This is a genomic window from Nitrososphaerales archaeon (assembly GCA_025058425.1).
Taxonomy (GTDB): Archaea; Thermoproteota; Nitrososphaeria; order Nitrososphaerales; family JANXEG01; genus JANXEG01.
In genome coordinates this window covers 15,939-29,441 of sequence record JANXEG010000012.1, presented here as the reverse complement: position 1 = coordinate 29,441, position 13,503 = coordinate 15,939, and the positions used below count along the sequence as shown (strand labels likewise).

Annotated in this window: 16 protein-coding genes; 10 read left to right on the top strand and 6 right to left on the bottom strand. The window is 41.6% G+C overall.

The window, feature by feature from the left end:
* Window positions 1–579: peptidylprolyl isomerase (locus NZ896_02280; protein MCS7116279.1), on the bottom strand; the 579-nt coding region annotated here is incomplete at its 3' end.
* Window positions 580–988: 409 nt separating this feature from the next.
* On the opposite strand from NZ896_02280, the gene NZ896_02275 reads away from it, so the two are divergent.
* Window positions 989–1,513 (top strand): nicotinamide-nucleotide adenylyltransferase, encoded by a 525-nt coding sequence (locus tag NZ896_02275; GenBank protein ID MCS7116278.1) that lies wholly within the window; start codon window positions 989–991, stop codon window positions 1,511–1,513.
* Between the two features lie 89 nt (window positions 1,514–1,602).
* Entirely contained in the window at window positions 1,603–2,202 is a 600-nt protein-coding gene (gene psmB, locus NZ896_02270) for an archaeal proteasome endopeptidase complex subunit beta (GenBank protein MCS7116277.1), read from the top strand.
* Between the two features lies 1 nt (window position 2,203).
* On the opposite strand, the gene NZ896_02265 is transcribed toward psmB, so the two are convergent.
* Window positions 2,204–3,055 (bottom strand): deoxyribonuclease IV, encoded by an 852-nt coding sequence (locus tag NZ896_02265; protein MCS7116276.1) that lies wholly within the window; start codon window positions 3,053–3,055, stop codon window positions 2,204–2,206.
* 118 nt (window positions 3,056–3,173) lie between these two features.
* Between NZ896_02265 and NZ896_02260 the strand changes: the two genes are divergently transcribed.
* On the top strand, window positions 3,174–3,827 hold the full coding sequence (locus NZ896_02260) for an MBL fold metallo-hydrolase (GenBank protein MCS7116275.1): 654 nt from the start codon (window positions 3,174–3,176) through the stop codon (window positions 3,825–3,827).
* 155 nt (window positions 3,828–3,982) lie between these two features.
* Window positions 3,983–4,468, top strand: coding sequence for a hypothetical protein (locus tag NZ896_02255; protein ID MCS7116274.1), 486 nt, complete (start codon window positions 3,983–3,985; stop codon window positions 4,466–4,468).
* Window positions 4,469–4,561: 93 nt separating this feature from the next.
* Here the strand turns inward: NZ896_02255 and nikR are convergent, their stop codons facing one another.
* Window positions 4,562–4,969 (bottom strand): nickel-responsive transcriptional regulator NikR, encoded by a 408-nt coding sequence (nikR, locus tag NZ896_02250; GenBank protein MCS7116273.1) that lies wholly within the window; start codon window positions 4,967–4,969, stop codon window positions 4,562–4,564.
* A gap of 136 nt (window positions 4,970–5,105) precedes the next feature.
* Here nikR and pth2 point away from each other — a divergent pair, with 136 nt between their 5' ends.
* Together pth2 and NZ896_02240 are read left to right on the top strand one after the other, a co-directional pair.
* Entirely contained in the window at window positions 5,106–5,465 is a 360-nt protein-coding gene (gene pth2 / locus NZ896_02245) for a peptidyl-tRNA hydrolase Pth2 (protein ID MCS7116272.1), read from the top strand.
* A gap of 8 nt (window positions 5,466–5,473) precedes the next feature.
* The gene (locus NZ896_02240; GenBank protein MCS7116271.1) at window positions 5,474–6,793 is read left to right on the top strand and encodes a tRNA pseudouridine(13) synthase TruD; all 1,320 of its coding nucleotides are present in this window, start codon (window positions 5,474–5,476) and stop codon (window positions 6,791–6,793) included.
* Between the two features lie 63 nt (window positions 6,794–6,856).
* Here the strand turns inward: NZ896_02240 and NZ896_02235 are convergent, their stop codons facing one another.
* Together NZ896_02235 and NZ896_02230 are read right to left on the bottom strand one after the other, a co-directional pair.
* Window positions 6,857–7,300 (bottom strand): 50S ribosomal protein L15e, encoded by a 444-nt coding sequence (locus tag NZ896_02235; GenBank protein ID MCS7116270.1) that lies wholly within the window; start codon window positions 7,298–7,300, stop codon window positions 6,857–6,859.
* Between the two features lie 213 nt (window positions 7,301–7,513).
* Window positions 7,514–9,010 (bottom strand): sodium:solute symporter family protein, encoded by a 1,497-nt coding sequence (locus tag NZ896_02230; GenBank protein MCS7116269.1) that lies wholly within the window; start codon window positions 9,008–9,010, stop codon window positions 7,514–7,516.
* A gap of 331 nt (window positions 9,011–9,341) precedes the next feature.
* Between NZ896_02230 and NZ896_02225 the strand changes: the two genes are divergently transcribed.
* Window positions 9,342–10,547 (top strand): redox-regulated ATPase YchF, encoded by a 1,206-nt coding sequence (locus NZ896_02225; protein ID MCS7116268.1) that lies wholly within the window; start codon window positions 9,342–9,344, stop codon window positions 10,545–10,547.
* Here the strand turns inward: NZ896_02225 and NZ896_02220 are convergent.
* Complete coding sequence (locus NZ896_02220; protein ID MCS7116267.1) at window positions 10,544–11,176, bottom strand: 30S ribosomal protein S3ae; 633 nt, start codon at window positions 11,174–11,176, stop codon at window positions 10,544–10,546. The genes NZ896_02225 and NZ896_02220 overlap by 4 nt on opposite strands.
* Before the next feature lie 233 nt (window positions 11,177–11,409).
* Between NZ896_02220 and NZ896_02215 the strand changes: the two genes are divergently transcribed.
* The 3 genes from NZ896_02215 to cofD all read left to right on the top strand — a co-directional run bounded on the left by NZ896_02215 (window position 11,410) and on the right by cofD (window position 13,502).
* On the top strand, window positions 11,410–11,667 hold the full coding sequence (locus NZ896_02215; protein ID MCS7116266.1) for a hypothetical protein: 258 nt from the start codon (window positions 11,410–11,412) through the stop codon (window positions 11,665–11,667).
* 151 nt (window positions 11,668–11,818) lie between these two features.
* Window positions 11,819–12,565: a coenzyme F420-0:L-glutamate ligase gene (gene cofE / locus NZ896_02210; protein MCS7116265.1), complete on the top strand. Its 747-nt coding sequence runs from the start codon at window positions 11,819–11,821 to the stop codon at window positions 12,563–12,565.
* 13 nt (window positions 12,566–12,578) lie between these two features.
* Window positions 12,579–13,502 (top strand): 2-phospho-L-lactate transferase, encoded by a 924-nt coding sequence (gene cofD, locus NZ896_02205; GenBank protein ID MCS7116264.1) that lies wholly within the window; start codon window positions 12,579–12,581, stop codon window positions 13,500–13,502.
* Window position 13,503 lies beyond the last annotated feature (1 nt).

Genomic DNA, 13,503 nt, shown 5'->3' with positions numbered 1-13,503 from the left:
AAGGTAATAATCGCTCGATAGGTTTATCTTCAAGGTAGAACCATCTATCGTGAAGTTGACCTTATCTTCTTCTATAGGCAATCTACGCCTGATCAAAGCTACTACCTTCTCTTTATCGCTATCGAGCTTCTTTACCACCTCTAATTCATAAACGAGGACCTTACCAGCGTACTTATGATTGAAGTCTACTTGAACCCTTCCCGAGCCTATAAAACGAACTATACCGATCTTATTATCTACTTCGATCTCTTCATTCACCCTTAATTCACCAGCCTTCTCCCCAAATTTACGAATGGGGATCATCTTCACCTTATTCGGATCTCTCAACCCAAAACCCTTTTCGGGTGGGATTTCTATCGTTAACTTATCCCCTACATTGGCTGATAGTAAAGCTTCATCCACACCTTTTAAGACCCATCCTTCACCTACCGAAATGAGTCTAGGCTCGTACTTCTTCGTTGGGTCATAGATACCGAACTTCTTCGCATCCTCATCCCTAGTCGTCTCGATGATCTCGCCTGTATCCTTAATCTTTGCGGTATAGTGGGCCAATATTAATGTGCCTTTCTCTAAGGGCATATGCTCGACACAATTAAGCGACAGATGACGTAAGTAAATACTTTTCTGTCCAAGGTTGTAACTTTTTCAGAAGTCCACTTTAAAGCTACCTTTCACCTAAACCATGCATATCCTCGATAAGACTTTACAGTTATTTAGTTATTCAGTTAATCCCCTGAGCTCATAGGAAGGTTGTCATAACCTTAGCTCACATTCTTTCATAAATTTGCTACTCATCGGGCCTATCTATTTAACTTTCCATCCGATAGACTGTTCTAGACATGCTCGGCTTGGCATACGCGAACTTAAATCGCTATATTAAAATTTTAATATTCGATACCTTAATACCGATGTGCTTTTGAGAAAGTTTTCGCGGGAATGCTTAAATTTTTGTTATATTGACCAAATATCTTGCAAAGATGTGGTTTGAATGGTCCGTAGAGGGGTCTTCGTAGGGCGATTCCAACCCTTCCATAAAGGGCATTTACAAGTGATACTCGAACTTTTGAAGAATGTAGATGAGTTGATAATCATCATAGGTAGTTCACAGAAGAGCCATGAATTGGATAATCCTTTTACAACGGGTGAGAGGCTTACGATGATTCGAGAATCTTTGAGAGATGCTGGGGTCGATGATTCAAGGTACTGGCTCATCCCGGTCCCAGATGTAGATATGCACACACTTTGGGTGGCTCAAGTACTATCCTATACTCCTAAATTCGAAGTTGTATATTCTAATGAACCTTTAACGAGGAGGCTATTTAAGGAAGCTGGCCTTCGAGTAGAATCGATTACATTCATTAAGAGAAATATCTTCTCTGCTACAGAGATTCGAAGAAGGATGTTAAGTGGAGAGAATTGGGAAGAGCTCGTCCCTCAGCGAGTCGCTGCTATAATTAATGAAATAGGAGGGGTGGAGAGGATTAAAGAGTTGTCGAAGAAGGATATTGTATGATATTTAAATCGTATATGATAATGTGGCCGTGAACAGAAAATATTTAAGAATTCGGTATATCAGATTTATTTGGAAAGTGTGGTGGAAGATTGTTTAGAGAGTACTTTATCCCCGGCGCTACAGCTGTGGGATTGACATTCGATGAAGGGGTCGTCTTGGGTGCGGAGAAGAGGTTTGCGTACGGTACATTCGTCATAAGTAGGGCTGGAAAGAAGGTCTTTCGAATCACCGATAGGGTCGGTGCTGCGTGTGCTGGTATGGTAGCTGATATGCAGATCCTTGTAAGAGAGATCGAAGCCCATATTAAGATTAGAGAGTTACAGTTGGGCAGACCGGTCCCTTCCAACTCGGTCGCGAAGTTGATGTCCGTGTTGATGTTCGAAAGGCGTTACACACCCCTCTTGACTCAAGTGGTGATCGGTGGGGTCGATACGAAACCGAGTATCTACGTATTAGATCCCCTAGGATCGGTTATAGAGGATATTTACGCAGCGGTAGGCTCTGGTGCAGAGATAGCTATAGGTGTGCTCGAATCTGAATATAGAAAGGGTATGAAGAAGGAAGAAGCGAAGGAGCTCGCTATAAAATCGATCAGGTCTGCGGTCCAGAGGGATGCTGCGAGTGGTGATGGTGTAGATATTATGATAATAACGAAGAGTGGTATCGAAGAGGAATCTAAACTCTTCTAAATCACTTCGCCAATTCACGTACCTTCTTTATATTATCCTCATCGCCCCTCCTATCATCTATAGGGGTCTCCAGTATCAGTGGCAACTTTCGTATTCTTTCATCGTGAAGCAGAGCTCGAAAACCCTCCTCACCTATGTATCCTAGACCGATATGCTCGTGCCGGTCGATGTTGGAGCCCAGATCGCCCTTTGAATCATTGATATGTACAACCTTTAAATCCTTAAACCCTATCACCCTATCGAAATGATTCAAAGTCTGTTCGATGGCCTTCTTATCTCTCAAATCATAACCCGCAGCAAAAGCATGGCATGTGTCAAAGCATACACCGACGCGATCGCGCTGCTCGATACGATCTAGAATATACTTTATATCTTCAAAATGAGTGCCCATGCTATTCTTAGTACCTGCCGTATTTTCTAAAAGGATCATTACATCATTATCGACCCTCTTCAATGCCCTATTACACGCATCGATGATCCTCTTAAACCCCACATCCATCCCCGCACCTAAATGGCTTCCCAGATGGGTTACAAGGTAAGGTATCTCCAATCGGCCACATCGATCGAGCTCAGCGATCAATGTATCTAAGGTCTTTTTGTATATCTCGTCATTCGGCGAAGCGAGGTTCGGAAGGTATGGCATATGGGCTATAGGTTCATCATAACCATACTCCTCAACCTTCCTCTTAAACTCCTTTACCTCCTCCTGATCTAACTCTTTAAACTTCCATCCGCGGGGATTCCTTGTAAAGATTTGAAATGCTGTACAACCCTTCTCCTTCGCACGGTCCACAGCCCTATCTAAGGTTCCCGTTATAGAAACGTGTACACCAACCCTAAGTTGTGATACCAAGCCAAGTTAATAACCTAATCAAACGTATATATGATTTTTCGAAAATAGCGATCTTATCATTAAGTTAAAAAGTTAAATAGTTCGTAAGTTTTAAAGCAACTTAATAGGTGTTGAGTTTATGTTTGAATACAAAGGTTTAAAGATCAGTTGGTTAGGGCATGCTTCCTTCAGAATTCAAGATGGACAGACCATATACATAGATCCTTTTGAAATCAAGGGCGAGGTGAAGGCAGATATCGTATTTATAACCCATGAGCATTTCGATCATTGCAGTCTAAAGGATTTGAAGAAAATCATTAGCCCCGATACCATCATAGTCGCATCGACCCTGTGCAAAGGTGAGTTATCGAATTTGAAGGTCAAGGAGATAAAGTATGTAAAGCCAGGAGATGAGCTTGAAGTAAGGGGTATCAAAGTAAAAGCGATACCCTCTTACAACATTAATAAATTTAGACAACCCGGCGTGCCTTTCCATCCGAGAGAGAATCAAGGTGTAGGGTATATATTGAATATAGGTGGTGTGACGATCTATCACACCGGAGACTCAGATTTTATACCAGAGATGGAAGGGCTGAAACCAGATATCGCACTTATACCCGTTAGTGGAACGTACGTTATGACGGCCGATGAGGCTATTCAAGCTGTATCGAAGATCGCACCGAAGATCGCGATACCTATGCATTACGGAGCTATTGTAGGTAGCGAAAAGGATGCGGAACGGTTCAGCCAAAGAGTTTCATGTAAAGTCCACATCCTTAAGAAAGAGGAGTAAAATTTAGTATAAATATCAAGGTTACACTTCAATAATAAAATTTAAGTTGAAAAATAGAGATGATTATGAATTATTAGAGTGATTTTATCCTTACATCGCTAATTTAATTTCTAACCTAATTTTTAAATAGTGATCACATCTATAGAGTTATCAATATGGCCCTTAAAATAGATCGAGAGTTCTTTGATTTAGAATTATACTGTTTATGTAAAGCGATATATGAATTCCTTGGTAAGGATGCATGGAAAGTGGTATGGAGGTCTGGGGAGATACTATTCAAAGAGCTCGAAGAAAGGTTGAATCTGAAGAATGAGAAGGATTATGTTAAAACATTGCAGAGATTGGCTCAATATCTGCAAGAATCTGGATATGTAGAGCATATTAATGTAAATAGACTGTTGGATGAGATGAAGCAGAGAAGGTCGGAGGAAGAGTTGATCGTTTATGAGATGGTAAATCCTGCATTAACGAAGTGGGCTGAACGTTTAACAAAAGAAGGTGGAGCGCCAGCCCATATCTCTACAGGCCTCTTGTTGGCAGCTCTTAAAAAGTATGGTTTAAAGGGAGAAATGGTCGAAGGTCCGGTCTTTTTACCAGATGGTCGAGTAATAGAGAAGTGGAAGATCACAACACTACGCTAACTATCTATAGATTAGATTTAAATGAAAGATCGAGTGGAAGAGGTACGTTAAAGTATCACAGACTCGGTACAATCAAAGTTACGTAAGATGGGTCTAATACGTGAGTGTGACCAATTTAAGTTGCTTAACTCCTCTTCTATTCATCAGATCCTTCGCCAATCTTCGAATATTCATGACTTCGCCTTTAACGACCACTTGAAGGAGGCAATTCTGTTCATCGAGATGTATATGTATTGAGGATTGAATGATGTCTCTATAATGGTGTTGAATATCCGTTAAACTATCCTCTAACCCCCTCACCTCGTGGTTGTAGATAAGGACTATCGCTCCAACCGCTAACCCCTTCTCCTCATATCTCCATTTATATTCATTTAAGAAGTTGCGCATAGCCTGCTGAATCGCCTTCGATCTATCGTACCCTATTATATTCGTCACTTCATCGAACTCTTTAAGGAGTTCAGGCGATACGGAAACACTAAATCTTACAACACCACTCGCCATATCACCACTCATTTAAGTATATTAAGATGGATGATTTAGCTTTTTCAAAAGATAACAATAAAGATATATAATATGGAGACTTTTTGTGAATAGATAAGCTGTTACTTACTTTACGCCCGATTATAAAATGGTAAATATGGTTCAAGAGTATAAACAAGTTATCGTAGTAAGGACCGATATTAAGATGGGTAAAGGTAAGATCGCAGCCCAAGTAGCCCATGCTGCCGTCGCGTGTGCCGATGAAGTGAGAAAACACCGTCCGAAGATTTATGAAGGTTGGATAAAGTGTGGACAACCGAAGATCGTTGTGAAGGTGAACTCCCTTGAAAGATTATTGGATATAAAGGAGAAGGCTGAAGGGGCCGGTCTGATTACTGTGCTGATTGAAGATAGAGGTTTAACCCAAGTGCCTGTAGGTACGAAAACCTGTGTAGGCATCGGCCCCGACCTCTCTGAAATCATCGATAAGATTACCGGAGAGCTCCCTCTTTTATAGTGTTTATTATGAGTGTCAACGAATTGGATAAATCCATAGGCTTACTTTGCTACTCCACACGATGTGAAGGTATAGGCGGGCGTATAAGAAGTAAATATGAAGACTTCCAAGTGGAAGAGATTATAAACCCTAAATTTGAAGTAAAAGAGAACCCAAACTCTACACACCGGTATCCGATATATATGCTAGAGAAGATCGGTATAGATACCATACACGCATGTAAACTCATCGAGATGAAATTGGGTGGTAAGGTACGATACCTTGGTCTTAAAGATGCAAAAGCATCTACAAAGCAATATGTGAGCCCTACATCGTTGAAGGTGCGTATACTGGATAATTTACAAATCGATAACAAGATCTTGTTAAAATTGATCGGGTACTCATCACGCCCAATCACGAGAAGGGATCTTGTAGGTAATAGATTTAGGATTAAAGTGGTCGGCGTGAATTTTAATCGTGTAGAAGGATGTTTGAATGAAGTGGCATCGAATCTAAGTAGAGGGAAGGTACCGAACTTCTTCGGTTACCAGAGGTTCGGCAGTAAAAGGCCCATCAACCATCTGATAGGGAGGGAGTTGGTGAAGAGGAGGTTTAGAGAAGCGTTGACGATCTTTCTCTCTCACCCATCAGATTATGATAGTGAGGAACGAAGAATATTTCGAGAACTCTGTAAAGAATCAGATTATCGGCGAGCGTTAAGTATGTTAAAACCAGAAAAGCCAGAGTTAGATTTGGAAGTTCTGGTCTTAAGACGATTGGTGAAGGATCCTAATCGTTGTATCGAAGCCCTAAGGGAGTTACCATTGACTCTAAGGCGCCTATTTATAAATGCGTACCAATCTTACATCTGTAATCGAGTTTTAAGCTCTGCTGTAAATGCTGAAATGGACCTGATGAAGGTTGAAGAGGGCGATTATTGCGGAGAATTCGATTTAATACAAGGTAGGTTGATCAAGGTCAGTAGATACTTTACCTCCACCTCTCCTTCCAACCCTATTCATAAAGGTTCGGACATATCGACCATTAGTATCCCCTTGATCCCGATCGTAGGTTACACTTACCGCACCACGAAGAATCGATTCGATGTGTTCATCGATCAAGTATTGGAGGAAGAAGGTGTTAAGGCCCGTGATTTTTATATAAAAGAGTTGCCCGAAGTAAGTGTGGAAGGTGGTTTTCGAGTAGCACCCTTACTCTGTAAGACCTTCGATTGGAACTTTGATCAGAATGGAATCTCTCTTACAATGGACCTCTTCAAGGGCTCCTATGCAACGGTAATCCTTAGGGAGATCATTAAACCTAGAAATCCGGTCGAAGCCGGATTCTAATCGCTCTTTACCTTTTACCTTGTCTATAGAAGTGGTTGGTCTGGTCTCTGTTACTGATAACCTTCAACCCTTAATAGATCTTTGAAGATCTCTTTTCACAGCGGGATGGTTTGGATCTACCATTATGACTTCATACCATTTGTACCTTCCATCACTATAGAGAAAGTACGAATTGATCACCTTAAGATTTGGATACTTCTTCGCGGCCCTTCTTTCAGCTACCTCTTTTGCACTTACATCTGCTTTGATCCTCACTACACCGAGATGCTTCGGTCTTCTACCCGATCTTGGCCTCTCCTTCCTCATCCCTCCTTTAGAGACACATACCCTAACCACCACATATCCCTGCTTCGCCTTGTAGCCGAGCCTTCTGGCCCGATCTATGCGTGTCGGCCTTTCCAATCTTACGATCGTCGGTTCATGCCTCCACTCGATCGCCCTCGTTAAGATATCCCCTTCCTTCTCCTTCCATATGCGCTTCCAACTTTCACTTATATACTTGTACAAAGTTATCAACCTTAACCTTCTTTATAGCGAGCTTTTAAATTTATTGAACATTTTACTCTAAAGTGATGAAAAGCGATGAAGGTAAAAATTATTTTTAGGTTGTAGAAGTTCGAAACCACATTTTATCTTTCTTGCTTCTATATCCTTCAGAAAAAATAGATAAGAAATAAAAAAGAAAGGTTGTAGTTTTCTAGATCTTCTGCGAAGCTACACTTAAGCCTTTTCAGCCTTTTCAGCCTTCACAGTAATCGGTGGCGGGAAGTAATCCTTTAAGTATTCTTCGGGTGGGGGCTTTGTAACTGCTGAGACCACGATCGTCAACACGATAGATACTAGAACTCCGACTCCGAACGGTGGTATCCCATAGATCCTCGTACCCCATAACAGTTGCCAAGTGGCGAATACGATAAGCCCACCGAAGACTCCCGCTAAGACACCCCATTTATTAACCCGCCTCCAATACAATCCGATGAGCATCGGTGCGAAGTATAGAGAGCCGAGTATGCCCCAAGAGTAGGCTGAGAATTCGATGATGATCGGTAATGGATAGAGCGTTATTAAAGTAGCGATTACTACTATAATGACTCCCAAAATTCTTGCTATATTTAGCATCGCCTTCTCAGATAATTTCAAATACTTCTGCGCATCTACGAATATTATCGAATTGCAGATCTGAACTTCGCTATCGACGGTCGACATCGCTGCAGCGAGCAGACCTCCGTATAGTAAACCCGTAATTATTGGAGGCATGTACTTTAGGAAGAGGAGCGGCATGATATGATCTACACTCATCCCTGCAGGCATCGTTGGTATAAGGACTCTACCAGCCAACGCTGTTAAACCCATACATACGTATATAAGGAATAGGATGGGCCAGGCTATTACATACATCTTTAAAGAATAATCGATATTCTTGGCAGCTAGCTGCCTCTGGGTGTATCTGATATGTGCAGCGACACCGGGTGCCCAGTTGAGCCATAAAAATATCAGACCAACGAATGTATATGCACCCATCGCTGAGACGAGCAAACCTTCAGGGGTAGGCGATGCTCCAACGGTGGGAGGTGTGGTTATCTTTGCAGCCATCGCATATAGATTCTCGAGGCCACCCATAACTGAAAGGGCCCATATACCACCACCTATCAAGACGGCCGTAAAGAGAGCGCCTTGGAATATATCTGTATAAGCTACTGCGTAAAGGCCTCCGACGACGGTATAGATCAATACTATAACCATCGAGATAAGGATCCCTTCTTCGATACTTCTATTCAATGCTAAACTCCATGTAATGCCCATTGCTCTAATCTGAACTATCAACGATACCAATAATGCAACGACCGTGAGCAGACCTGCGAAGATCTGGAAGCTACTCGGAAGGCCGAATCTGACCCTAAAGTATTCATGTGGAGATGTTAGCTTTACTCTCCTCAACCTTAAAGCTATGAACATGCCCATGATGCTGCCAGTGGCCCAGATGATCGGTAACCAGAGACCAGACCAACCACTCCTATAAACCAGGCCGGTAAAACCGAATACGGAGACGGCACTGAGGTACGTTGCAAAGTATGTGAATGTCAGTGGTATGATCCCCATTCTATGTCCATATATTAAGTAATCTTTTACAGATTTGACGTACTTTGCTGCATATAGACCGATGATGAGCACAGCCAACATATATGCTATAATTACGGTTAGAACCTCGATCTGCATATCTACTCACCCTCGAGACTCGACCCATGCTTCTTCTTGAGCCAATAGTATATAGGTATCATGGCGAAGCTCGCTATAAAGAAGATTATTAGGAGTCCGATGAAATCTGCCATAATTTATCCCATTTTTGATTTAAGAGAACCCTCTAATAAACTTTTTTTTAAAAAAGACCGAATTAAAAGAATTTATTCTCAATATGAATGATATTCTTTCAAATTATGCATAATTTAATCTTAAATGCTCCTGTATCTTATTTGAAGATAGGAAATCGTTCTGCTCTCTTTTATCATTCACGCCTATTTTTATAGAAGGATGCTCTTTAAGTAAGGTGATGATCGTAGGGATCATCGGCAAACCCAATACGGGCAAGTCCACTTTCTTCAATGCAGCTACGTTACTCAACGTACCCGTAGCCAATTACCCATTTACGACGATCAAACCTAACGTGGGTATAGCATACCTTCGAATCGAGTGTATATGCAAAAAGCTCGGTGTTACCGATAATCCCGTAAACTCTCTATGCGTAGATGGTGTGAGGCTTATACCTGTAAAGCTGGTCGATGTAGCGGGGCTCGTACCAGGTGCATCAAGAGGAAGGGGGTTAGGGAATAAGTTTTTGGATGATTTAAGGCAGGCCGATGCGTTGATCCACGTAGTAGATGCCTCTGGTGCCACCGATGAAGAAGGCAGATTATGTGAACCCGGCTCGCATGACCCAATCCTCGATGTGGAGTTTGTAGAGAGAGAATTCGATACGTGGGTGATGGATAAGCTAAAGGCCGATTGGCCGAGGATCGCGCGCACCGTAGAAGCGGGGGATGGGAAGTTAAGTGTAATGTTGGCTGAAAAGTTAAGTGGCTTCTCCATCAAGGAATCTCAGATCATCGATGCCCTTAATATAACAGGGTTGAATTCGGATAAACCTACTTTATGGAGTGATGAAGATCTTTACCACTTCTGTAGAACTTTAAGGGAACGTTCAAAACCGGCATTGATCGCTGCAAATAAGGCTGATATATCAATTTCGGCTCAAAATATTCGGCGCATGAAAAATCTGGGTAGATTGGTAATACCTTGTGCTTCAGAAGCCGAGCTTCTATTAAGGAGGGCTGCTGAGAAAAGGTTGATCAAGTACATTCCGGGTGATTCTGATTTCGAAATCCTCGAGCCTACAAAGTTAACCCCTGAACAGAGGAGGGCCCTTGACCTAGTGAGGAGTAAAGTATTAAAGGTTTGGGGGAATACGGGTGTGCAACAGTGTATAAATGCTGCCTACTTTGAACTGTTACAAAGTATAGTCGTGTATCCTGTTGAGGATGAGAATAAACTTTCTGATAAAAAAGGTAACGTGTTACCAGATGCGTATGTGGTACGTAAAGGTTCTACGGCAAGAGATCTCGCATACATGATTCATACCGAATTGGGAGATACATTTCTTTACGCGATCGATGTGAAGAGAGGGGTTAGAGTAGGTGCTAATTACGAGTTGAAGGATAATGATGTGATCAAGATCGTTGCAGCCGGGCGTAAAGGTTAGCTGGATACCGATTCGACCGATGGTACTTTAATCATCGGTGTTGGTTTTTGGACCATCTTCATCTTCCTTATCCCTACATGTCTAAGTTGACAGATCTTCTTCGCTTCATTATAAATATCTGATGCGATCTTTCCTAAGACCGCTTCTTGGGCGAATTGGTCATAATTGAGCTTCTCACTCTTTTCTTTCAATATGTTATGGGCGATCATACGTAGCGCATGCTTTCTGGACGAGTTTATGCGACTCTGTGTGAAGAATACTGTATAGACTCTTATCTTCACACCATCCTTTGTTGTATAATCGTTGATGAAGTTTACCATCGAAGATCCCCTCCGTATTAAGCTTCTCAAATAATCCCTAGAATATTCATAACTCTTAAAGATGGTTTTGGCCCTATCACCATCTATATGCTCGATTTGAAAGTACAGCTTTATCGTATACTGTTGAGGATCTTGTCTGACGATATCGTAGAGTGTAGTTTCTACACACCTACCTATCGCCTTTTCAGGGCTGGTGATAGGTATAGAGGCGATGACGGTGCTACCGAATGAAGGTGGTGCCTCTACGATCACCCATGCCTTCTCCTTCCACTTATCCTTTAACTTTCCAGCCTTCTTACGCTTCGACATTCTCTAACACACCTAGGCAGTACAGATTGATAACTATTCGCTACCTCTAATATTAATGCTTTTTTGATCGATGATGATCGGAGAAAGGCTCAATTAGGTAGATAGGCTCGAATAGAAATGATGTTCATTATGCTCTAATAATCTTGATGAAGAGTGTTTTACAATCTAATCCATAAAGTCTTAATAAAGTCTTAATATTCTTCAATTCCCAATAGAATTGTGGTGGTTTTCCAATGCATGAAGAGCTAAAAGAACCAAAATATTTTATAAAGGTCTTTGAGAGAGAGAATGCCCTTAAAGTATCGAAAGAGCTTCAGGAGAGTTTTAAAGGTATATTAAGTAAAAGGATGATCGCGAGAATGAAACGTGAAGTGATCGATTGTCCGGTTTTAAATAAAGAGAGACCATTCCTCGAATGTTTCGTTTGTAATAATTTCATTAGGAGGGTTAAAGGAGAGGTTCAGTGCGCTGGTCTACCTCTTGAAGAATAACTTTACAACTCACCTATCCCTCACTAAACGATAATCTGGAAGTTATCGATTTAATTCTTTTAAATCAACTTCATTCGGCACTCTTAAGTACCTTATTACCTCTTATATTATTTATCTGCGCTTACCCATTAAAGATGGTGGTGTATATTTATTGAAGGTCGAAATTATCGGTGTAAAAGGTATACCGGAAGTCCATCAGGGTAGCGAATTGGCCAAATTGATCATCGACTCGATTGAGAGGATGGGCATGAAACTTCAAGATGGAGATATAATCGTAGTTACACAAAAGATCGTTTCTAAGGCGGAGGGCAGATTGATAAGGATTGATGATATTACCCCCTCAAAGTTTGCCATTCGTATAGGCAAGTTACTTAAGAAGGATCCACGTTTGGTAGAAGTAATTCTTAACGAATCGAAGAGGATAGTGAAGATGGCACGTGGTGTTATTATCGTGGAGACAAAGCATGGTTTTGTATGTGCCAATGGAGGTGTTGATCAGTCGAATATTCCTAAGGGATTCGTTTCATTACTACCGGTAAATCCAGACCGTTCTGCAAAACGTATTCGTGATACTATCAAACGATTATTAGGTGTCGATGTAGCTGTGATAATCTCCGATACCTTTGGAAGGCCGTGGAGAGAGGGGCATGTGGATGTTGCGATCGGTGTGGCCGGATTAAAACCATTTATAGATTATCGTGGTCAAAAGGATACTTTTGGTTACGAGTTAAGGGTTACGATGATGGCCATTGCAGATGAACTTGCCTCTGCTGCAGAGTTGGTGATGGGTAAATTGAATAATGTACCAGTAGCTATCATTCGAGGCTATCCATACCCCAAGGGTGAAGGCTCTGCACGTGAACTTGTGAGGCGTGCATCTAAAGACCTCTTCCGTTAATGGTGATCGATGAATGATTACTGCGATATCTGGTGGTACCGGTTCGGTAAAGTTACTTAGAGGTTTGTACAGGCTTATTGAGGATGTGGTTGTAATCGTAAATGTAGGTGATAATATGTGGTTCGAGGGGCTTTATATATGCCCAGATATCGATACGGTAATGTATGCATTGGCTGGAATATTAGATGAGAAGAGAGGTTGGGGTATACATAATGATACTTTTCACTTTATGGAGCAGATTGCAAAGTATGGTTATGATACATGGTTCAACATAGGTGATAAGGATCTTGCCACACATGTGGTAAGAACATCTATGCTTAAGTCTGGTATTCCTCTATCAACGGTTACAGAAAGACTTCGTTCAAAACTCGGTGTGAAGTGGAGGATCTTACCCGCTTCTGACCATCATATAGAGACGAGAATATTAACTCGAGGAGGAGAGGATTTGCATTTACAGGAGTTCTGGGTAAAGAGAAAGGCTATAGATGAGGTGAAAGGGGTGATTTACCGTGGTATTGAGAATGCAAAGCCTGCCCACGGTGTTGTTGAATCTATTATAAACTCTACAGGGATCATCATCTGCCCTGCCAATCCTATAACAAGTATTGGCCCCACTTTAGCGATCCTGCCTATTAAAGAAGCATTGAAGAAGACCAACGCTAAGGTAGTAGGTATAAGCCCAATATTGGGTTCTGCACCATTTAGCGGACCTGCTGGTAAGTTGATGGATGGTTTGGACTTAAAGGTCTCACCACTTACGGTAGCAAAGTTATATTCAGAATTTCTTGATGTATTCTTTATCGATAAGATCGATACAAATTTAAAGGATGAGATCGAAAGGTTGGGTATTAAACCTCTTGTTACCGATATAATGATGAAGAGCGTCGAAGATGAGAAGAGGCTGGCATCCGAAGTCCTTGAATGCTTGAAGGGGTAGT

Bases quoted from the DNA above. Each gene is read 5' to 3' on its own strand.
- NZ896_02275 (MCS7116278.1), top strand. From the start codon at position 989: ATGGTCCGTAGAGGGGTCTTCGTAGGGCGATTCCAACCCTTCCATAAA.
- NZ896_02260 (MCS7116275.1), top strand. From the start codon at position 3,174: ATGTTTGAATACAAAGGTTTAAAGATCAGTTGGTTAGGGCATGCTTCC.
- NZ896_02255 (MCS7116274.1), top strand. From the start codon at position 3,983: ATGGCCCTTAAAATAGATCGAGAGTTCTTTGATTTAGAATTATACTGT.
- nikR (MCS7116273.1), bottom strand. From the start codon at position 4,969: ATGGCGAGTGGTGTTGTAAGATTTAGTGTTTCCGTATCGCCTGAACTC.
- pth2 (MCS7116272.1), top strand. From the start codon at position 5,106: ATGGTTCAAGAGTATAAACAAGTTATCGTAGTAAGGACCGATATTAAG.
- NZ896_02240 (MCS7116271.1), top strand. From the start codon at position 5,474: ATGAGTGTCAACGAATTGGATAAATCCATAGGCTTACTTTGCTACTCC.
- NZ896_02230 (MCS7116269.1), bottom strand. From the start codon at position 9,010: ATGCAGATCGAGGTTCTAACCGTAATTATAGCATATATGTTGGCTGTG.
- NZ896_02225 (MCS7116268.1), top strand. From the start codon at position 9,342: ATGATCGTAGGGATCATCGGCAAACCCAATACGGGCAAGTCCACTTTC.
- NZ896_02220 (MCS7116267.1), bottom strand. From the start codon at position 11,176: ATGTCGAAGCGTAAGAAGGCTGGAAAGTTAAAGGATAAGTGGAAGGAG.
- NZ896_02215 (MCS7116266.1), top strand. From the start codon at position 11,410: ATGCATGAAGAGCTAAAAGAACCAAAATATTTTATAAAGGTCTTTGAG.
- cofD (MCS7116264.1), top strand. From the start codon at position 12,579: ATGATTACTGCGATATCTGGTGGTACCGGTTCGGTAAAGTTACTTAGA.